General features: G+C 70.8%; 21 protein-coding genes and 3 tRNA genes. 12 read left to right on the forward strand and 12 right to left on the reverse strand.

All coding sequences use genetic code 11. The annotated features are described in order from the left end of the window. Window positions 1-34 precede the first annotated feature (34 nt). Window positions 35-787, reverse strand: a complete 753-nt coding sequence (locus tag VGN74_RS00695) for a 2OG-Fe(II) oxygenase (RefSeq protein WP_327445440.1) — start codon at window positions 785-787, stop codon at window positions 35-37. A gap of 126 nt (window positions 788-913) precedes the next feature. Between VGN74_RS00695 and VGN74_RS00700 the strand changes: the two genes are divergently transcribed. After that, window positions 914-2,248: a hemolysin family protein gene (locus VGN74_RS00700; protein WP_327445441.1), complete on the forward strand. Its 1,335-nt coding sequence runs from the start codon at window positions 914-916 to the stop codon at window positions 2,246-2,248. Window positions 2,249-2,255: 7 nt separating this feature from the next. On the opposite strand, the gene VGN74_RS00705 is transcribed toward VGN74_RS00700, so the two are convergent. Then, complete coding sequence (locus VGN74_RS00705; protein WP_327445442.1) at window positions 2,256-2,627, reverse strand: hypothetical protein; 372 nt, start codon at window positions 2,625-2,627, stop codon at window positions 2,256-2,258. A 195-nt stretch (window positions 2,628-2,822) separates the two neighbouring features. On the opposite strand from VGN74_RS00705, the gene VGN74_RS00710 reads away from it, so the two are divergent. The 3 genes from VGN74_RS00710 to nusG all read left to right on the forward strand — a co-directional run bounded on the left by VGN74_RS00710 (window position 2,823) and on the right by nusG (window position 3,844). Next, window positions 2,823-2,898, forward strand: a tRNA-Trp gene (locus tag VGN74_RS00710). Between the two features lie 72 nt (window positions 2,899-2,970). Beyond that, entirely contained in the window at window positions 2,971-3,258 is a 288-nt protein-coding gene (secE, locus tag VGN74_RS00715; protein ID WP_327445443.1) for a preprotein translocase subunit SecE, read from the forward strand. A 13-nt stretch (window positions 3,259-3,271) separates the two neighbouring features. Then, window positions 3,272-3,844: a transcription termination/antitermination protein NusG gene (gene nusG / locus VGN74_RS00720; RefSeq protein ID WP_327445444.1), complete on the forward strand. Its 573-nt coding sequence runs from the start codon at window positions 3,272-3,274 to the stop codon at window positions 3,842-3,844. 160 nt (window positions 3,845-4,004) lie between these two features. Here nusG and uvrA read toward each other — a convergent pair whose 3' ends face one another. The 5 genes from uvrA to VGN74_RS00745 all read right to left on the reverse strand — a co-directional run bounded on the left by uvrA (window position 4,005) and on the right by VGN74_RS00745 (window position 10,784). Further along, the gene (gene uvrA, locus VGN74_RS00725; RefSeq protein ID WP_327445445.1) at window positions 4,005-6,911 is read right to left on the reverse strand and encodes an excinuclease ABC subunit UvrA; all 2,907 of its coding nucleotides are present in this window, start codon (window positions 6,909-6,911) and stop codon (window positions 4,005-4,007) included. A 346-nt stretch (window positions 6,912-7,257) separates the two neighbouring features. Next, complete coding sequence (locus tag VGN74_RS00730; protein WP_327445446.1) at window positions 7,258-8,850, reverse strand: EAL domain-containing protein; 1,593 nt, start codon at window positions 8,848-8,850, stop codon at window positions 7,258-7,260. A gap of 94 nt (window positions 8,851-8,944) precedes the next feature. Beyond that, window positions 8,945-9,382: a flagellar basal-body protein FlbY gene (locus VGN74_RS00735; RefSeq protein WP_327445447.1), complete on the reverse strand. Its 438-nt coding sequence runs from the start codon at window positions 9,380-9,382 to the stop codon at window positions 8,945-8,947. Beyond that, window positions 9,379-9,681, reverse strand: coding sequence for a rod-binding protein (locus tag VGN74_RS00740; RefSeq protein ID WP_327445448.1), 303 nt, complete (start codon window positions 9,679-9,681; stop codon window positions 9,379-9,381). Before VGN74_RS00740 ends, VGN74_RS00735 begins: the two co-directional genes overlap by 4 nt. Before the next feature lie 2 nt (window positions 9,682-9,683). Then, the gene (locus tag VGN74_RS00745; protein ID WP_327445449.1) at window positions 9,684-10,784 is read right to left on the reverse strand and encodes a flagellar basal body P-ring protein FlgI; all 1,101 of its coding nucleotides are present in this window, start codon (window positions 10,782-10,784) and stop codon (window positions 9,684-9,686) included. Window positions 10,785-10,976: 192 nt separating this feature from the next. On the opposite strand from VGN74_RS00745, the gene VGN74_RS00750 reads away from it, so the two are divergent. The 3 genes from VGN74_RS00750 to VGN74_RS00760 all read left to right on the forward strand — a co-directional run bounded on the left by VGN74_RS00750 (window position 10,977) and on the right by VGN74_RS00760 (window position 12,830). Then, complete coding sequence (locus VGN74_RS00750; protein ID WP_327445450.1) at window positions 10,977-11,393, forward strand: flagellar assembly protein FliX; 417 nt, start codon at window positions 10,977-10,979, stop codon at window positions 11,391-11,393. A 157-nt stretch (window positions 11,394-11,550) separates the two neighbouring features. Continuing rightward, entirely contained in the window at window positions 11,551-11,994 is a 444-nt protein-coding gene (gene dksA / locus VGN74_RS00755; protein WP_327445451.1) for an RNA polymerase-binding protein DksA, read from the forward strand. Next, entirely contained in the window at window positions 11,994-12,830 is an 837-nt protein-coding gene (locus tag VGN74_RS00760) for an alpha/beta hydrolase (protein WP_327445452.1), read from the forward strand. The genes dksA and VGN74_RS00760 overlap by 1 nt, the downstream gene beginning before the upstream one ends. A 12-nt stretch (window positions 12,831-12,842) precedes the next feature. Here VGN74_RS00760 and VGN74_RS00765 read toward each other — a convergent pair whose 3' ends face one another. Together VGN74_RS00765 and VGN74_RS00770 are read right to left on the reverse strand one after the other, a co-directional pair. Continuing rightward, window positions 12,843-13,229, reverse strand: a complete 387-nt coding sequence (locus VGN74_RS00765; RefSeq protein WP_327445453.1) for a type II toxin-antitoxin system VapC family toxin — start codon at window positions 13,227-13,229, stop codon at window positions 12,843-12,845. Continuing rightward, a complete protein-coding gene (locus VGN74_RS00770) occupies window positions 13,229-13,492 on the reverse strand; it encodes a type II toxin-antitoxin system VapB family antitoxin (RefSeq protein WP_327445454.1) in 264 nt (87 codons plus the stop codon). The genes VGN74_RS00765 and VGN74_RS00770 overlap by 1 nt, the downstream gene beginning before the upstream one ends. Before the next feature lie 106 nt (window positions 13,493-13,598). On the opposite strand from VGN74_RS00770, the gene gltX reads away from it, so the two are divergent. After that, a complete protein-coding gene (gene gltX / locus VGN74_RS00775; RefSeq protein ID WP_327445455.1) occupies window positions 13,599-14,945 on the forward strand; it encodes a glutamate--tRNA ligase in 1,347 nt (448 codons plus the stop codon). Window positions 14,946-14,996: 51 nt separating this feature from the next. On the opposite strand, the gene VGN74_RS00780 is transcribed toward gltX, so the two are convergent. Beyond that, entirely contained in the window at window positions 14,997-15,293 is a 297-nt protein-coding gene (locus VGN74_RS00780; RefSeq protein WP_327445456.1) for a CC_3452 family protein, read from the reverse strand. A gap of 126 nt (window positions 15,294-15,419) precedes the next feature. Further along, window positions 15,420-15,998 (reverse strand): TIGR00730 family Rossman fold protein, encoded by a 579-nt coding sequence (locus tag VGN74_RS00785; protein WP_327445457.1) that lies wholly within the window; start codon window positions 15,996-15,998, stop codon window positions 15,420-15,422. Window positions 15,999-16,067: 69 nt separating this feature from the next. Here VGN74_RS00785 and VGN74_RS00790 point away from each other — a divergent pair, with 69 nt between their 5' ends. From VGN74_RS00790 to VGN74_RS00800, 3 genes are all read left to right on the forward strand, one after another. Next, a complete protein-coding gene (locus tag VGN74_RS00790; RefSeq protein ID WP_327445458.1) occupies window positions 16,068-16,883 on the forward strand; it encodes a hypothetical protein in 816 nt (271 codons plus the stop codon). Between the two features lie 68 nt (window positions 16,884-16,951). Continuing rightward, window positions 16,952-17,026 (forward strand) — tRNA-Asn (locus VGN74_RS00795). A 222-nt stretch (window positions 17,027-17,248) separates the two neighbouring features. Beyond that, window positions 17,249-18,103 (forward strand): WecB/TagA/CpsF family glycosyltransferase, encoded by an 855-nt coding sequence (locus tag VGN74_RS00800; protein ID WP_327445459.1) that lies wholly within the window; start codon window positions 17,249-17,251, stop codon window positions 18,101-18,103. 39 nt (window positions 18,104-18,142) lie between these two features. Here the strand turns inward: VGN74_RS00800 and VGN74_RS00805 are convergent. Next, window positions 18,143-18,216 (reverse strand) — tRNA-Cys (locus VGN74_RS00805). Window positions 18,217-18,346: 130 nt separating this feature from the next. Between VGN74_RS00805 and VGN74_RS00810 the strand changes: the two genes are divergently transcribed. Next, complete coding sequence (locus tag VGN74_RS00810) at window positions 18,347-18,976, forward strand: protein-L-isoaspartate O-methyltransferase (protein WP_327445460.1); 630 nt, start codon at window positions 18,347-18,349, stop codon at window positions 18,974-18,976. Window positions 18,977-19,004: the final 28 nt, after the last annotated feature.

A 19,004-nucleotide genomic window follows, 5' to 3' on the forward strand; every position in this document is an offset into this window, starting at 1 on the left:
GCGTCTTCCTCGGCGTCGCGGCCTTCGCCGCCGTCTAGCCTTTCCCCGCCGGCGGGCGGCCGTGCAGCCAGCCGGTCAGGGCGTGGCGCGGGGCCTGGGCGAAATGCGCCACCAGCGACACGGCGTGGGGCTGCGGCACCCGGAAGATGTTCAGGCTGTTGAAGGTCGGGGTGTAGGCCTCGGAGACGTGGCCGTCGGGATCGACGAACATCAGGAGCCCGCCCCAGTCCGTGCGCCACTGCGGGCTGAAGCCCAGCACATAGGCGTAGAGCCGGTCGTGGCCGGCCTGTTCGTCGTCGTGGGTGGTCAGGAAGTGGCCCGGCAGATAGCGGCTGGCCATCATGTCCGCCCACATCGGGCGGGAATCGCCGGTCATGACCCGCACGAAGTCGAGGAAGGCCGGGCTGCGCACGAAGCGGCAGGCGTCCAGCAGCACCGGGTGCATGGGCTCGCCGCGGTCGAGGGCGTCGGACACCCGCAGGGCGTCGAACAGATAGCTGAACACGTCGCGCGAGCCGGCCCGCATGCGCGCCTCGATGTCGGCGCGGCGTTCGGCGGGCAGGGCCTCGAGGTTCTCGATCGGAATGTCGAGGTCCTGCCCCGGCCCCAGATGGATCGACCGCTTCCAGCCGCCGGCCTCGTCGAAGGCCCCGGCGATGGCCGCCGCCGCCGCGGGGGTGAACACCCCGGGCACGTGCAGCCGGCCGAAACGCTTGAAGACGGGTTGCAGCCGCTGCGGGTCGAGGCCCGGATCGAGGGCGATGGTCGACGTGGCGGCGATGCTCAAGGTCAGGTCATCCCGGAACAATCTGAGCCGCGCGCGGCCATGACGCTGGCGCGGCGGGGCGAGGTGACGTAACATTCGTCCGCGGCTGCCGCCAGATGCGCCGCGTCTCGGGCCCGCCCCTCCTAAATGTTAGCCGCCTCCATAGCCGTCGTACTGCTGCTCGTGGTGCTGAACGGCCTGTTCGCCATGACCGAGCTCGCGGTCGTGTCCTCTCGCAAGTCGAAGCTGCAGAGTCGCGCCGAACGTGGCGATCGCGGGGCCCGGCGGGCGCTGCGACTGGCGGAGGAGCCGACCCAGTTCCTGTCGGCCGTGCAGGTCGGCATCACCCTGATCGGCATTCTGGCGGGCGCCTTCGGTCAGGCGAGCATCGCCGGCGAGCTGGACCGGCTGATCGAGACCAACATCCCCGCCTTCGCGCCCTGGTCCGAGGCGACCGCGACGGCCATCGTCGTCGTCGCCATCACCTATGTGTCGGTGATCGTCGGCGAGCTGGTGCCCAAGCGGCTGGCGCTGATCTTCCCGGAGACGATCGCCACCAAGACGGCCGGGCCGATCTCGCTGGTGGCCAAGCTGCTCAAGCCGTTCGTGGTCGTCCTGACGGCCTCGACCTCGGCCATCCTCAAGGTGATGGGCGTCAAGGATCGCGACGGCACCGACGTCACCCAGGAAGAGGTCGAGAGCATCCTCGCCGAAGGGGCCTCCGCCGGGCTGATCGAGCCGGAGGAGCAGGAGATGATCGAGGAGATCCTGACCCTCGGCGACCGCCCGGTCCGGGTGGCCATGACGCCGCGCCACGAGGTGTTCTGGATCGCGCTGGACGACTCCGAGGAGGAGCTGCGCCGCGAGATCCGCACCTGCCCCTATTCGCGCATCGTGGTGGCCCGCGAGAATGACGTCGATAACCCGCTGGGCGTGGTCCACAAGAAGGACCTGCTCGACAGCCTGCTCGACAATGGCGAGTTCAATGTCGAGAAGCTGGTCGCCGAGCCGGCCTTCATCCCCCAGTCGACCTCGGTGCTGAAGGCGCTGGAGATCATGAAGGGCTCCAGGGTCCACATGGCCTTCATTGTCGACGAGTTCGGCGCCTTCGAGGGCGTGGTCACCGCCACCGACCTGCTGGAGATGATCGCCGGCGACTTCAACGAAGGACACGACGAGGCCCAGGCCTACATCCACCGGCGCGAGGACGGGTCCTGGCTGGTGGATGGCCAGACCGACCTCGACGAGCTGGCCGACGCCCTCGGCGAGGACTTCGGCGAGACCGAGGGCTTCCACACGGTGGCCGGGCTGGTGCTGCACCAGCTGTCGCGGGTGCCCACCGAGGGCGAGGTGCTGCAGGTTGGCCGCTTCGAGGTCGAGGTCATCGACATGGACGACCGCCGCATCGACAAGCTGCTGTTCAAGCAGATCGTCCGCCCCGAGGACGAGGCCCAGGCGGTCGCGGCCCAGTACGAGAGCTGAGGCCGGCTCAGCCCAGCTCGCGCGTGCTGACCACCCGGTAGGGATGGAAGTCGCCGTCCGCCTCGCGGATGGCGATGTATTCGCCGGGCCGGAACTGCTCCTCACCGAGGCGGAAGGCGACCTCGGGGCGCGGCTCGCCCTCGAACTCCAGCCGCCAGACGCCGCCGGGGCCATGCTTCAGCTGGCCGATCGCTTCGGTCTCGCCGTCGCGGAAGCGGCGCACGCGACCCGCCTGCGGCTGCTCGGCGAAGGCCGCGGGGCCCGCCAGCCGGCGCTCGGCGTCCAGCGGCAGGACAAGGTCGTAGCCGACGCCGCGATCGCCCTCGGGGGCCCCGGCGTCGCGCGCCAGCTCCATGCGCACGTGATGCAGTCGGCTCATGTGGGTCTCCTCCGGGGCGGAACGCCCCTGTGGATCGCAACATGCCAGGGCGGCGGAAGGTCCGCCTTGATCCGCGTCAAGGCCGCGCGATGGCGCCGGCGCCCTTGAAAACGCCCCGCGCGTCAGGCATAGGCCCGCGTCTGGCGATCACTGCTGACCGGGGCGACCCCGGCGGCGGAGGATTGTCGGGGCCCTAGGAGTTTAGCTCAGTTGGTAGAGCACCGGTCTCCAAAACCGGGGGTCGTGGGTTCGAGTCCCCCAACTCCTGCCACCCCCTGTCGCCATGGTCGGGCCGTCCCCATCTGGGGCGACAGGAACAGATTTCGAGAGACCCTTTAAGCCCATGGCGAAGGCGAAGACACCCGGAGGGCGCCGTCCCGGCAGCCCGCAGCCCGCTCCGGCGGCGACCGTCGCGGCCGAGCCGCCGGCGGCCAAGGCGCGTATCTCGCCGATGCAGTTCGCCAGCCAGGTGCGCGCCGAGGGTCGCAAGATCGTGTGGCCGAGCCGCAAGGAGACCTGGATCACCTCGGTGATGGTCTTCATCATGGTGGCGCTCGCCGCCGCCTTCTTCTGGATCGTCGACACCATCCTGAGCTTCCTGTCTCAGCTGGTGCTCGGCCTCGGCGCCTGAGGAGACGCGCATCATGACCGACGCAGCGCCCCAAGCGGCGAACCCGCGCCACAAGTGGTATATCGTCCACGCCTATTCGAACTTCGAGAAAAAGGTCGCCGAACAGCTGCGTGAGCAGGCCCGGCAACAGGGTCTGGAAGACCGCTTCTCGGAAATCCTCGTGCCGACCGAGGACGTCGTCGAGATCCGCCGCGGCCGCAAGGTCAACACCGAGCGGAAGTTCTTCCCCGGCTATGTGCTGGTGAAGATGGAGATGACCGACGAGGCCTATCACCTGGTCAAGAACACCCCGAAGGTGACCGGCTTCCTCGGCGCCGCGGGCGGCACCAAGCCGCTGCCGGTGTCCGAGCGCGAGGTGCAGAACATCATCGGCGCCGTCGAGGAAGGCGTGGAGCGGCCCAAGCCGACCATCCGCTTCGACATCGGCGAGACCGTCAAGGTCGTCGACGGCCCGTTCGCCAGCTTCGACGGCCAGGTCGAGAGCGTCGACGAGGACAACGCCCGCCTGCGCGTGGCGGTGTCGATCTTCGGCCGCCCGACCCCGGTCGACCTCGAATACGGCCAGGTCGAGAAGACCGCGGGCTGAGGCCCGTCGCTCCGCCCTCGCGTGGAGCGTTGAATGCCCCTCCACCGCTTCGCGGTCCCCCTCCCCACTGCGTGGGGAGGAAAGGGGCCTCTCCTCCCCATGAAATGGGGAGGTGGCCGGGCGCGCAGCGACCGGACGGAGGGGCCTCTCGCGTCGCCCCTTACGCCCGCTTCTTCAGCGTGGCGACGCGCGCCTTGCGGCGCGATTCGTGGCGGGCCAGCACCTCCTTGAGATAGCGCCCGGTCCAGCTGGCGGGGTTGGCGGCCACGTCCTCGGGTGTGCCGACGGCGACGATCTCGCCACCCCCGTCGCCGCCTTCGGGCCCGAAGTCGAGCAGCCAGTCGGCCACCTTGATGACGTCGAGATTGTGCTCGATGACGACGATGGTGTTGCCGTTCTCGACCAGCTCCTGCAGCACCTCCAGCAGCTTGCGCGTATCCTCGAAGTGCAGGCCGGTGGTCGGCTCGTCGAGGATGTAGAGGGTGCGGCCGGTGGCCCGGCGCGACAGCTCCTTGGCCAGCTTGACCCGCTGGGCCTCGCCGCCGGACAGGGTGGTGGCCTGCTGGCCCACCTTGACGTAGCCGAGCCCGACCCGCTCCAGCGTCAGCATCTTGTCGCGGATCGGCGGGACGGCGTTGAAGAAGCGCGCCGCCTCCTCGACCGTCATGTCCAGCACATCGGCGATCGACTTGCCCTTGAAGACGATCTCCAGCGTCTCGCGATTGTAGCGGCGGCCCTTGCAGACGTCGCAGGTGACATAGACGTCCGGCAGGAAGTGCATCTCGATCTTGATGACGCCGTCGCCCTGGCAGGCCTCGCAGCGGCCGCCCTTGACGTTGAAGCTGAAGCGGCCGGGGCCGTATCCGCGGGCCTTGGCCTCGGGCAGGCCGGCGTACCAGTCGCGGATCGGGCCGAAGGCGCCGGTGTAGGTGGCCGGGTTCGAGCGCGGCGTGCGCCCGATCGGGCTCTGGTCGATGTCGATGACCTTGTCGAAGTGCTCCAGCCCTTCGATGCGGTCGAACGGGGCCGGGGCGTCGGTGGCGTTGTTCAGCCGCCGCGCGGCGGCCTTGTAGAGGGTCTCGATGGTGAAGGTCGACTTGCCGCCGCCGGACACGCCGGTGATGCAGGTGAAGACGCCGACCGGGATCTCGCCGGTGACGTTCTTGAGGTTGTTGCCGGTCGCCCCGGAGACCTTGAGCAGGCGCTTGCGGTCGACCGGGCGGCGGCCCTCGGACGGCAGCTCGATCTCTCGCTCGCCGGTCAGGTATTTGCCGGTCAGGGAGGTCGGGCTGGCCATGACCTCGGCGGGCGTGCCCTGGGCGCAGATCTCGCCGCCGTGGACCCCGGCCGCCGGGCCCATGTCGATGACGTGGTCGGCGGTCAGGATGGCCTCCTCGTCATGCTCGACCACCAGCACCGAGTTGCCGAGGTCGCGCAGGCCCTTGAGGCTGTCGAGCAGGCGGGTGTTGTCGCGCTGGTGCAGGCCGATCGACGGCTCGTCGAGCACATAGAGCACGCCGGTCAGGCCCGAGCCGATCTGGCTGGCCAGACGGATGCGCTGGCTCTCGCCGCCGGACAGGGTGCCGGAGCTGCGCGACAGGTTGAGGTAGTCGAGGCCGACGTTGTTCAGGAAGCGCAGCCGGTCGGTGATCTCCTTCAGGATCCGCCGGGCGATCTCCATCTGCTTGTCGGTCAGGGTCTCGGACAGGGTCGAGAACCACAGGAAGGCCTTCGAGATCGACAGGCCCGAGATGTCGGCGATGTCCTCGCCGCCGACCTTGACCGCCAGGGCCTCGGGCTTGAGGCGCTTGCCGCCGCAGGCCTCGCACGGCGTCTCCGACTGGTAGCGGGCCATCTCCTCGCGCACCCAGGCCGAGTCGGTCTCACGCCAGCGCCGCTCGAGGTTCGGCACCACGCCCTCGAAGGCCTTGGACACCTCGTACTTCCGGGCGTTGTCGTCGTAGGTGAAGGTGATCTTCTCGGCCCCGGAGCCGTGCAGGATGACCGCCTTGGCCTTGTCCGGCAGGTCGCGCCAGGGCTTGTCCATGGAGAAGCCGTAGTGGCGGGCCAGCGCCTGCAGCGTCTGGGTGTAGAGCGGCGAAGGGCCGCGCGCCCAGGGGGCCACCGCCCCGCCGTGCAGGGTCTTGTCGCGGTCCGGCACCACGAGGTCGGCGTCGAACGCCAGCTTGACCCCGAGGCCGTCGCAGGTCGGGCAGGCGCCGAAGGGGTTATTGAACGAGAACAGCCGCGGCTCGATCTCGCTGATGGTGAAGCCGGAGACCGGGCAGGCGAACTTCTCGGAGAAGATGATGCGGCGCGGTTCGGTCTCGCCCTCGGCGACGCTGGCCCATTCGGCGGTGGCGATGCCGTCGGCGAGGTTCAGCGCCGTCTGCAGGCTGTCGGCGTAGCGGCCCTCGAGACCGGCCTTGGTGACGATGCGGTCCACGACGATGTCGATGTCGTGCTTGAACTTCTTGTCGAGCGCGGGGGCATCCTCGATGGCGTAGAACTCGCCGTCGATCTTGAGCCGCTGGAAGCCCTGCCGCTGCCACTCGGCGATCTCCTTGCGGTACTCGCCCTTGCGGCCACGCACGACCGGGGCCAGCAGCAGGAGACGCTCGCCGTCCGGCAGGGCGGTCAGCTTGTCGACCATCTGGCTAATGGTCTGGCTCTCGATCGGCAGGCCGGTGGCGGGGGAGTAGGGGACGCCGACACGCGCCCACAGCAGGCGCATGTAGTCGTGGATCTCGGTGACGGTGCCCACCGTCGAGCGCGGGTTCTTCGAGGTCGTCTTCTGCTCGATCGAGATGGCCGGCGACAGACCCTCGATCAGGTCGACGTCCGGCTTGCTCATCAGCTCGAGGAACTGGCGGGCATAGGCCGAGAGGCTCTCGACATAGCGACGCTGGCCCTCGGCGTAGATGGTGTCGAAGGCCAGTGAGGATTTGCCCGAGCCGGACAGGCCGGTCATGACGACCAGCTTGCCGCGCGGGATGTCCACATCCACGCCCTTGAGATTGTGCTCGCGCGCCCCGCGGACGCGAATGAAATCCTGGCTGTCGGTCATGCTGTCCGGCGAAACGCACAAGGGCCGGGCGGGGCGCCCGGGCCAACAGGGCTATGTGAGCGCCTATATGGGCATCACCGCCGTCGATTCAGCAAGAACAATATGGGAACATGGTGTCTGCGCCCGGGGGTGCGACGTCGCGCGCCGCGTCAGCAGGCCTTGTCAGACGTCCGCAGCCGTCCCACTCTGTCACCGTCGCGTTATGAAAGGCGAGACGACATGGTCACCGCAGCGGTTCTTGGCGTCCTGATCGGCCTGACGGGCCTCGCCGCCCTTGCGGGCTCGCGCCCTCAGCCGAAGCCGGTTCCGGTCCGCCGTCGCCGGCCCCGGTAACGCCGGGACGAAGCTAGCCCCAGGCCTCGACGGCGCCGACCCGACGCGCGGCGTTCGGGCTGCGCGGCTGGATCGGCTCGGCGGTGGGTTTGCCGAACAGATAGCCCTGGGCCATGTCGACCCCGAGCTCGACCAGCGCGAGGCGACAAGCCTCGGTCTCGACCCGTTCGGCCACGACCTTGAACGACATCGAACGGCACAGCTCGACGATGTGGCTGATGACCTGGCGTGACCGGACATCGCTCTCGAAGTCCGTGATCAGGCTGCCGTCGATCTTGACCGCATCGACCGACAGCTTGCGCAGATAGTCGAAGCCGGCCGAACCCGAGCCAAAGTCGTCGATGTAGACCCGGATGCCGGCGTCTCGCAGGGTTGCGAGTCGCAGGTTGGCGGCGGCGGGATCCGCCAGCGCAGCCGTTTCCGTCACCTCGACGATCAGACGACGACGCACCGCCGGGGTCTTGGCCGTCAGCTTGAGCAGGCTCTGCACATAGGCGTCACCGGCGAGGGACGCGCCCGAGACGTTGACCGCCAAATGCAGCGATCCGGCGCCGGCCTGGTTCAGGCGGGAGATGGCCTTGTCGGCGACGGCAAGGTCGAAGCCCTCGATCAGGGCCAGTTCCTCGGCCATGTGGAGCGTTTCGGCCGGGCCGCCGTTGCCGAAGCGCGCCAGGGCCTCGAAGTGTGTGACGCTGCCGGTTGTGAGGTCGACGATCGGCTGGAAATGCAGGTCGAAGCGACGCTGGCGCACCATGGCCCGGAAGCGGTCAGCCTCCTCCAGGGTCTTCATCAGCGAGGCGGTGAAGGCGAGATCCGGGCGCTCCAGGCCCCCCTCCTTCAGGCAGCTTTCGACGGCGAAGCGCAGCGCGCGCAGGGCCTGGACCGGCGCCGCGGCGCCGGGAAGATCAATGTCGCTGCCGCGCACGTCGAGGTCCACGCCTTCCGAGAGCCCCACGTCGCGAACCTCCGCGGCGAGATCCCGCTCGTCATCGGCATGGCGCAGCAGGGCGTAGCGCTCTTCGGTCAGGCGGGCGGCGGAGGCGCCGTCGACCGAGGCTTCCTGAAGGGCGGTTTCAACGCGGTCCTGGATCCGGGCGCGCGTGGCGGGGTCCTGCCCCGCCTCGGCAAGGCCCAGGACGTCCACGAACGCTACCGCCAGCGATTCCGGCTCCTCGCCGGGGCCCATCAGGGCGCGGTGGGTCCGCTCCAGAAAGGCGTCCGGCGTCAGCATTGGCGGCGGCGGCAGGGACGAGCGGGCCTCAAGAGGGCCCTCGAAGGTGATGGCGCAGGAAATCCCGGCCTCGTCCTCCGGCAGCCGGAACAGGCGCATCACCAGCTTGCGGGCCATATCGCCCTCGCAAAGCAGCCTCAAGTGCAGAGGCGCGCTGCGCCGTCCCGGCTGTAACTCCGCCAGGGCGCGCCGGAGTTCGGCCTGTCCGGCGACGTCAAGACGCTCGAATACCGGCTCGCCGATCAGCGCCTCTGCAGGCTTCTTGCCACAGGGTGAGGAGCCGAGGGCGAGCTGGATGGCCCCCTGCCGGTCAACCTCGACGAGGAGGTCTGCCGCAGCGAAGGCCAGGCCAAGGAGCTGACTGCGCGTGGTCATGCCGCCACCTTGCCCGACACATCTTAAGGGCCCCCTCAGCGTCAGGGTTAACGGTGTTCGACAGACGCCGGTGTCCGCTCGTGCCGGGCGGCGGTCAGGCCGTGCGGTTGAAGGCGACGGCGCGGGCGTCCCCGGCGGCGGCCTGGCCCCCGGCGCCGTAGCCCACGCCCTTGGCCCGCTGCGCCGCGACCTCGCCGGCGATGACGCGGACGAGGCCCTCGGACACCGTCTTGGCCGCTTCCAGCGCGCGGGCGTGACGGGCGAGCGTGTCCTCGAAGGTGCGGGTGGCGCGGATCAGGGCCTGCCGCGCGGCGGCCGGGGCAGGCGCCAGCAGGTCGGGTTCGGCCTTCACCCGCGCCACCTCGCGCCGGTAGTGGTTGGCCAGCTCCTGGGTCTCGGCCACGCCCGCCGCCACGTCCTGCGGCCGGTGCGCCTCGAAGGCGGCGGTCTCCGCGGCGAGCCGCTCGGTGAGCCGCTCGGTCAGGCCGAGCAGTTGGGTGACCCGCGCGTGGGCGCGCTCGGCGTCGGTCATGGGCGGGCCTCCTGCAGACGGATCATCTCGGCCAGAATGGCGTCCGACAGGCCGAGGCCGCCAGCCTTGACGGTCTGCTCGGCCATGGCGTCGACCATGAACGAGCGCCACATGGCCTCGCCCTCGCCGCCGCCGAACGGACCATCCGTGGGCAGGGCGTCGAACACCGGCCGCAGCATCTGGGCGAGAAACTGGGATTCAAACTGCGCGGCGGCGGCCCGCATCCGCGCCATGTCGCCGCCGGCGGTCGGGCCGACCGGTCGACGCAGCAGGTCGGGGGAGACGGCGAGATCGGTCATGCTCACATCACCTCGATGTCGGCCTGCAGGGCCCCGGCGGCCTTGATCGCCTGCAGGATGGAGATCATGTCGCGGGGGGTGACGCCCAGGGCGTTGAGACCGTTGACCAGGGTCTGCAGCGAGGTCGAGCCCTCGACGATGCGCATCTCGCGGCCCAGCTCCTCCTCGATGGTCACGTCGCTTTCGGGCACCACGGTCGTCTCGCCGCCGGAGAAGGGGGCGGGCTGGCTGACGAACGGGGTCTCCTGCACCGATACGGTCAGGTTGCCCTGGGCGATGGCGACGGTGGAGATGCGGACGTTCTCTCCCATGACGATGACGCCATTGACCTCATCGACGATCACGCGGGCGGGCATGTCGACCTGCACCGGCAGGTTCTCGACCCGGCTGATGAAGCCGGCCATGCCCAGCTGGGCCGGCGGCCGCAGGGCGATGACCGAGCCGTTCTCGGCGAGGGCCGAGTTCGGGTAGACGGCGTTGACCGCCGCCGCGACGCGCTGGGCGGTGGTGAAGTCGGGGTTCCGCAGGGTCAGGCGCAGCTCGTGCATCTGGTCGAGGCTGAAGCCGGTCTCCAGCTCGACCGTCGCGCCCGAGGCGATGCGGCCGGCGGTCGGGACGCCGCGGGTGACGGACGAGCCCGAGGCGCCCTGACCCGAGACGGCGCCGGTCTGGATCGAGCCCTGGGCCACGGCGTAGACCTGACCGTCGGCGCCCTGCAGGCTGGTGACCACCAGGGTGCCGCCCTGCAGGCTCTTGGCGTCGCCGAGGGCCGAGACGTTGACGTCGATGCGCGCGCCCGGGGTGGCGAAGGCGGGCAGCTCGGCCGTGACCATGACGGCGGCGAGGTTCTTGGTGTTGGGATTGGCGTCGCGGATGTTGACGCCCAGCCGCTCCATCATCCCCTCCAGCGACTGGCGGGTGAAGGGCGAGTTGCGCAGCGAGTCGCCGGTGCCGTTCAGGCCGACCACCAGGCCGTAGCCGACCAGCTGGTTGGTGCGGACCCCCTCGATGGCGGCGATGTCCTTGATGCGCGACTGGGCCCAGCCGGCGGCAGGGGTCAGCAGCAGGACGGCGGCGAAGGCGGCGCTCAGCAGTTTCTGCATGGCTCGATCCGTGACGCGGGCCGGAACATCGGGCCCGCGAGCGTCTCTGCGATTTCCGCGCCAGACACGAATTTCAAGCATTTCAGCAGGTTAGGTCGAGCCTCCCGGGCGGGGCGGGCAAATCCTGCCGGGCCGTTAACCAAACGGTGACGGGCGCGACCCAGAGTGGCCGGATCACGGAGTGCGCATGCGATGAAGGTCAACGGCCCTGCCGGCCCCGCGTCCCCCGGCGCCCCGCGCGCCGGCGCGCGCGCGAGCGGCGGCTTCAGCCTTGGCGGCCCCGCCGCGCCGGCGGCTCCCGCGCCGGCCGCAGCCAGCGCGGCGGCGGCCCCGGTCGCCGGCCTGTCCGCCCTGATGGCCCTGCAGGGCGTCGAAAGCGCCACCGAGCGCCGACGCCGGGCGATCCGGCGCGGCGGCGGCCTGCTGGACCGGCTCGACGAACTCAAGCTGGCTCTGCTGGGCGGGCTGCCGGCGGGCGCAGCGCTGGAGGGCCTGCAACGGGCCGTCGGAGAGTCGATCGACGAGGTGGATGATCCCCGGTTGCGCGCCGTGCTGCAGCAGATCGAACTTCGCGCCGCCGTGGAACTGGCCAAGGCCGGACGCGCCTGACAGGCGAAACGCCCTGAGGGAATGACGTTTTTGCCACGCTGCGGGCGCCCCGGAAGCGCTGCGGCATCACGGAAACGCGAGCGCCGTTGCCGCCTTTGACGCGTGGCCCTATACGGCGACGGACGTCAGGGGGGCGTCGGGTAACCGTGTGAGTGCGATGAGCGCTTTGGCGACTGCGGTGGAGGTGGAGCCCGGGCTTGACGCGGGTTATCGTCCAACCGACGACGAGCCGTTCATGAACGAGCGGCAGCTGGCCTATTTCAAGAAGAAGCTGCTGGACTGGAAGGACGAGATCCTGCGCGAGAGCAAGGAGACCGTCACCAATCTGAAGGCCGAAACCGAGAACCATCCCGACCTCGTGGACCGGGCCTCGTCGGAGTCCGACCGGGCGCTGGAGCTCCGCACCCGCGACAGGCAGCGCAAGCTGATCTCCAAGATCGACGAGGCGCTGCGCCGGATCGAGGACGGCTCCTACGGCTACTGCGAGGAGACCGGCGAGCCGATCAGCCTCGGCCGGCTCGAAGCGCGGCCCACGGCTACCCTCTCGGTCGAGGCCCAGGAACGCCACGAACGCCGCGAACGCGTCCACCGCGACGACTGATGCGCGGGCGGTGGCTGCTGCCGGCCATCCTGACCGGGCTGGTGCTGCTCGGGTCCGTCGGCCAGGGACAGGCGCAGTCGTCGGCTGAAACCCTTGCGGCGCTGCGGGGCGACTATTTCCGGCTGGAATCCCGTGCAACCGGGCGGCCGTATCACATCTACATCCGCCTCCCGGAGGGCTATGACCCCGCAGCGGATGCGACCTACCCCGTCGTCTATGTGACGGACGGCGACTCCCTGTTTCCCATCCTCGCCGCCAGCCACCTGTTCCTGCACTACGACGAACGCTTGCCCGAGGCGGTGGTCGTCGGGATCGCCTATGGCGGGTTCGAGCCCTCCGTGAACTTCAGGGGGGTCGACTATCGCGGGCCGCGCGACGGGCAGCCCATGGAGGCTGCGGGGGCCGCCGCTTTCCAGGCCCTCCTGCGCGACGAGCTCATCCCCGAGGTCGAGCGCCGTTACCGGGTGGACCCGCGCCGACGGATCCTGTTCGGGCAGTCTCTCGGCGGCGGCTTCGTGGTCTATTCGGCCCTGACGGAGCCGGACCTGTTCTGGGGTCGGATCGCGTCCAACCCGGCCTTCGGCGACGACAGCGACTGGGCGCGCGCCGCGCCCGCCGTGGCGACGCGGGATGATCTCCGCCTCGTCGTCGTCAGTGGTTCGCGCGACTGGCCGGCGCTTCGTGAGGGTGTGGCCGCCTGGGCGGAGGCCTGGCGGAACAGGGACACGCCGTGGGCGCTGGAGGTCCGGACTCTGGAGGGCGGCACCCACGCCGCGAGCGCGGCCGAGGCCTATCGCACGGGGTTGCTGTGGCTGTGGGGGCGCGAGCCCGGCTAGCGGCGGGCTCGATCAGAGCGCTGGCCTGGCGTCCGTGAGGGCGAAGTCCTCGCCCTTCCAGAGCAGCGGCGCGTCCAGCTCCTGCGCCAGGGCGAGCGCGAAGCAGTCGCCGAGATTTAGCCGGGCCGGGGTTCGCTTGCCGAAGGCGCGCTCCGCGGCGGACGCGAGCCGGGCCGTGGCGGCTGAGGCCGGGGCGATTTCGATGGCCAACTGCACAAGCAGCCGATCAAGATCCACCACGCCAGCCAGGCCGCGGAAATGCTGCAGTCGGATTGCCGCTTCCCAGTACCCGACGGGCGAAAGCCGGGTGTCAGTCGAGGCCAGCAAAGCGTCACGATAGACCTCGGCGTCATCCTCAAGGAGGAGAATGGCCAACAGTGCCGAGGCATCGACGACCATCACTTCGGCAGGCCGTGTTCGTCATATAGATCGTCGTCGGTGAGAAGGGGGCCAACGATCGGGAGGCTGTTGAAGTGGGCTACAATTTCCTCCACCGCCTTGCGGCGCCGGTCGATGTCGGCGGCGCGTTCGGCTTCGAAACGGCGGTCGCGTTCGCGCACCATCTCGTCGACCAGTTCGGTGATGGTCTTGCCCTCCAGCGCGGCGAGGCGGCGTAGCCGCTCGACGGTCTCGGCCTTCCGGATCTGGACGGGCGCGTTCATGATGGTGCGGAGCTTATCATGATGGCCGGGGCGCCTCAACGCGCCCGCCTTGACTTGCCGGGGCGGCGGCGCGACCTAGCCAGCCTTCGCGTCAGAAAGTCTCCGCATGTCCGTCAAGGTCCGCTTCGCTCCGTCTCCGACGGGTCGCCTGCACGTCGGCAACGTCCGCACCGCCCTGGTCAACTGGCTGTTCGCCAAGGGGCAGGGCGGGGCCTTTGTGCTGCGCATCGACGACACCGACCTGGCCCGCTCGACGCCGGAATTCGAGCAGGGCATCGAGGACGACCTGCGCTGGCTGGGGCTGGTCTGGGACGAGCGTCACAACCAGTCGCAACGCTTCGACCGCTACGCCGAGGCGGCGGAGCGGCTGAAGGCCATGGGCCGCCTCTATCCCTGCTACGAGACCGCCGAGGAGCTGGACCGCCGCCGCAAGGTGCAGCTGTCGCGCGGCCAGCCGCCGATCTACGACCGCGCCGCCCTGAAGCTGACCGACGCCGAGCGGGCGGCGCTGGAGGCCGAGGGCCGCAGGCCGCACTGGCGCTTCAGGCTGGAGGGCCGGCGCGTCGCCTGGGAGGATCTGGCGCGCGGCCATGCCGAGGTCGACACGGCCTCGATGTCCGACCCGGTGCTGATCCGCGAGGACGGGCTTTATCTCTACACCCTGCCGTCGGTGGTCGACGACATCGACATGGGCATCACCCACGTCATCCGCGGCGAGGACCACGTCACCAACACCGGGGCCCAGATCGAGATCTTCGAGGCCCTGCTGGAGGGGACCGGTCGCGCCGCGCCCGGCTTCGCCCACATGCCGCTGCTGGTCGGGGCCGACGGCGAGGCCCTGTCGAAGCGGCTGGGGTCCCTCTCCGTCGCCGAGATGCGGGACCAGGGCTATGAGCCGCTGGCCATCGTCAGCCATCTGGGCCGCATCGGCACGTCCGATCCGCTGGAGATCGCGCCGTCGCTGGCCGAGCTCGGCCAGAGCTTCGCCTTCAGCAAGATGGGCCGGGCCCCGGCTCGCTATGACGTGGCGGACCTCGACCGGCTCAACGCCCAGGTGCTGCACGCCATGGACTATGCGGCGGCGCAGCCGCGGCTGGCGGCGCTGGACTGCGATCTGGGGGCCGCCTTCTGGGAGGCGGTGCGGCCCAATCTGCAGACCTTCGGGGATGTGACGGAGATGGCCCGGATCGTGCGCGGTCCGGTCGCGCCGGTGATCGAGGATCAAGCCTTCCTCGACGCGGCGACGGCCCTGCTGCCGGCCGAGATCGGCGCGGACGCCTGGGCGACGTGGACCGGCGAGGTCAAGGCGGCGACGGGGGCGAAGGGCAAGGCGCTGTTCATGCCCCTGCGGCTGGCGCTGACGGGACAGGCGCACGGCCCGGACATGGCGCTGCTGGCGCCCCTGATCGGCCGCGAGCGCCTTCTCAAGCGGCTGCGCGGCGAGACGGCCTGAGGTTCAAACCGGAGATGATGGGGCGGCCCGGGCCGCCCCACCGTCATGTCGTCAGGCGTTGCAGGCGGCCAGGGCCTCGGCCGACAGGGCCTCGCCCTTCCACACGAATTCGGTGACCTGGCCGAGGCGCGCCACGGCGCGGCGGCAGGCGCGGGCGGCCGGCTGGTTGGCGCCGCCCGACGAGGTGCAGACGCCGGTCGGCTCGCACCGCCAGGACGTGCCGTCCACGATCACCGGACGGGTCGGGGCCGAGGCCGTGTCGGCGAGGGTCAGGCGGTTGGCGACGGGGGCCTGGGCGACCGCCGGGGCGGCGAGGGCGAGGGCGGCGACGAGAACGAGAGCGCGCATGACGGAAACTCCTGAGCGTGCGGGGAGGACGAACGGGTCTTCACCGTTTTTTTAAGAAACTGTCAAGGCGTGCGCATGCGCGCGCCCGACGTCACCTTTACAGCGATAACTTATCAGTGATCAGCGTCAAGCGCCGCGGGTTGCCGCCAGCTGTCGCAGGGTGTCCTCGACCGTGTCGGCCACGTCGTAGGCGGACAGGAACGAGGGGGGCGTCATGCCCTCGTCGACATTGTGCCGGATCATGGCCAGCAGATCGTTCCAGAAGCCGTTCTGGTTCAGGAAGATCACCGGCTTGGCGTGCAGGTCGAGCCGCTTCCACGACAACAGCTCGATGGCCTCCTCCAGGGTGCCGATGCCGCCGGGGGCCACGACGAAGACGTCGGACTGGTCGTACATCAGCTGCTTGCGCTCGTGCATCGAGGTGACGACCACGGTCTCGACCTCGTCGAACAGCCGCTCGCGGCTGCGCAGGAACCCCGGCATGATGCCGAGCACCCGGCCGCCGGCCGCATGCGCGGCCCGGGCCGCGGCGCCCATCAGGCCCACGCCGCCGCCGCCATAGACCAGCCGGTCGCCAGCGCGCGCCAGGCCCTCGCCGAGTTCGGCGGCCGCCTGTAGATAGGCCGGATGAGCCGTGTCGGACGAGCCGCAGAACACACAGACGGATTGACCCTGGAACGGCGTGATGTCGGGGGCGGCGGACATGGGACTCCTGAGACGGGCCGGGCCCGGGCGCGGGCGAGGCTCGCCTGCTCTAGCGGTCTGCGGGCGCAGATGAAACCGTCGACCCTGTCGCGCCGGCGAGGGCCGATCGCGGGGCTGGGCGTCCTTGCGGCCACGCTGCTGGCCGCCTGCGGGCCGACCGCCCCCGCTTCGACCGGGGGCGATGCGCCGGCAGCCGCCGGGACGGGCGACGCCGCCGCCTGGCGTCGCGCGCCGCGTGTGCTGGAGGTGGTCGCCACCCCCGCCGGCTGGGCCGTGCGGGGGCAGGCGGCGCCGCGGGCCCGCGTGGCGCTCAGCGTCGGCCCGGACGCCTTCGCCGCCAGCGCGGACGCCGCCGGCGCCTTCGAGGTTGTGGTGCCCCCCGGACCCCAGGCGCGCCGGCTCTCGCTGCAGACGCGGCAGGGGCAGGCGGTCGCCCGGGCCCCGGGGGTGCTGCTGTTGCCGGCGGCCGGCGTCGCCGCGCCGCCGCTGCTGGCCGCGCCGGGGCAGGCCAGCCGGGCCTTCGCCGCCGCAGCGCTGGTCGAGGTGGTCGATGCCGACAGCGATCCCGCCGGTCGCGTGGTGTCGGGCACGGCCGGGCCCGGGACCGCCCTCCTGCTGGAGCCGGGCGAGCGGTCCGTCGTGGCCGACGCCGCCGGCCGCTGGTCCGGGATCGTCTCCGGCGGCGGACCGGTGACCGTGCGCGCCGGCGGACGCGCCATCACCCTGGCGCCGGTCTTTTCCGGTCTCGAGGCGGGACGCGAGGTGCGCATCGCGCCGGCGGGAAGCGGCTGGAGCTACGCCTGGCGGCTCCCGGACGGGGCGGTCCGCGCCGCCTGGACCCCGGCGTCGCCGCGCCGGGCGGAACGCCCCGCCGGGCGACCGTAAAATCCTCTGTTGCGCCCATTGCATCCCCGGCCCGGCCGCTGCTATAGGCCCGCCTCCCGAGCAAACGTTCCGCGGTAGCTCAGTGGTAGAGCAGCCGACTGTTAATCGGCTGGTCGTAGGTTCGAATCCTACCCGCGGAGCCACTCTCCTCCTGCATCGTCAGCGTTCCTGACCGTCGGCCAAAAAAAGGGCCCGGCGAGGCGCCGGGCCGTGAAGGCTTGGTGATGGTGGCGTGTTCAGGGAACACGGGTCTTCGCTGCGCTGATTTGGTTAACGGATCCTTGCGCCTCTGACGCGCGCCGGGCGGGCGCGTTAACGCCGTCCGTCCACCCGGCCTTGACGCCTTGGCGGGCAGGATGCGGTCCATGTCGTCCGACCCCGCCCTGTTTGCGCCGTCCGAGCTCGCCGACCGTCGTCGCGCGCCGCGCGCCGCCTATCGCCAGGCGCGCCGGGACAGCGAGCGTACGCGCCTGCTGGGCGAGTGGGTCGACCTGGTGCGGCCCGAGGAGGTCATGGCCCTGATCCGGCGGCGTATCGCCGATCGGCGTCGCACGGTCATCGCCAACCACAATCTGCACAGCCTCTATCTGGTGTCGCGCGACCCCGGCATGCGCGCCTTCTACGACCAGGCCGAGCTGGTCGAGGTGGACTCGCGGCCGCTCGTGGCGGTGGCGCGCCTGCTGGGCGGACGCAGCCGCAGCTTCCATCGCTGCACCTATCTGGACTGGCGCGAGCACTTCTGGTCGCTGGCCAACCGGCACGGCTGGCGCGTGCAGTATGTCGGCGGCGCGCCGGGGGTGGCGGCTGAGGCGGCGCGGCGGCTGTCGGCCCGCTATCCGGGCGCGGTGATCGACGTGCTGGACGGCTATTTCGACATGGCCCGCACCGGCCCGGCCAATGTCGCCGTCGTCGGCCGGGTGCGCGCCTTCGATCCCCACGTCCTCTTCGTCGGCATGGGCATGCCGCGCCAGGAGCGCTGGATCGCCGAGAACCTTGAGGCCTTGCCGCGGGCGGTGATCCTGTCGGTGGGCGCCGCCTTCGACTACGAGGCCGGGGTCCAGGCCGCCGCGCCGCGCTGGATGGGCCGCGTCGGGCTGGAGTGGGCCTACCGGCTGGTGCGCGACCCGCGCCGGCTGTGGCGACGCTATCTGGTCGAGCCCTGGGCCCTGCTGCCGGCGCTGGCCGGGGATGTGAGCGAAGCCCTGCGCCGTCGGGGCTGAGCCGGCGGGCGAGGTCGTCGACAGTGTCGGGGATCGCGATGGAGGCCTGAGCCGGAATCGAACCGGCGTACACGGATTTGCAGTCCGCTGCGTAACCACTCCGCCATCAGGCCGCCGGGGCCGCGGGGGCCGAGCGTCGTCGCGAGGGAGGGTGGCTATCAGATCGCATTGTCGGGCGCAACGCACGCTCCTATAAGCGGGCCAGATTCCGACCCCTCCTTTTTCCGAGAGCCGAGGCCCCCGATGGATTTCGCCGCCGCGCGCAAGCAGATGGTGGACTCCCAGGTCCGCGTGAACGACGTGACCGACCGCGCCCTGCAGGCGGCGCTGCTGACGGTCCCGCGCGAGCGCTTCTGCGCCGCCGACCGGGCTTTCGCCGCCTATGCCGAGGTGCAGCCGGAGGTGGCCGGCGCGCGGCGGCTGATGCTGCCGCGCGATGTCTCCAAGCTGCTGCAGGCGCTGGACATCCAGCCGGGCGAGCGGGTGCTGGCCCTGGCCGCGCCCTACGCCGCCGCGGTGGCGGCGCAGCTGGGCGGCGTGGTCACGGCCCAGGACGATGACGCGGCGGTGCTGGCGGTGGTCGGCGAGGGCCTGGCCGAGGCCGGCGTGACCGTGGTCGAGGCGCCGCTGGCGACGCCCCACGGCGGCGACTACGACGTGATCCTGAGCGAGGGCGCCGTGCCCGGCCGGCCCGAGGCCTGGCTGGCGGCGCTGAAGCCCGGCGGCCGGCTGGCGGTGGTGGAGCGCCACGGCCCGGGCGGTCGCGCGGTGCTCTATGTGCGCGGCCGCGAGGGCGTGTCGCGGCGCGAGCTGTTCGACGCCGCCCCGCCGCTGCTCGCCGCTCTCAAGCCGGCGCCGGCGTTCGAATTCTGAGGCGGGCCGGCGGCCTCTGGCCCGGGCC

It is taken from the genome of Brevundimonas sp. (assembly GCF_035998205.1).
GTDB lineage: Bacteria > Pseudomonadota > Alphaproteobacteria > Caulobacterales > Caulobacteraceae > Brevundimonas.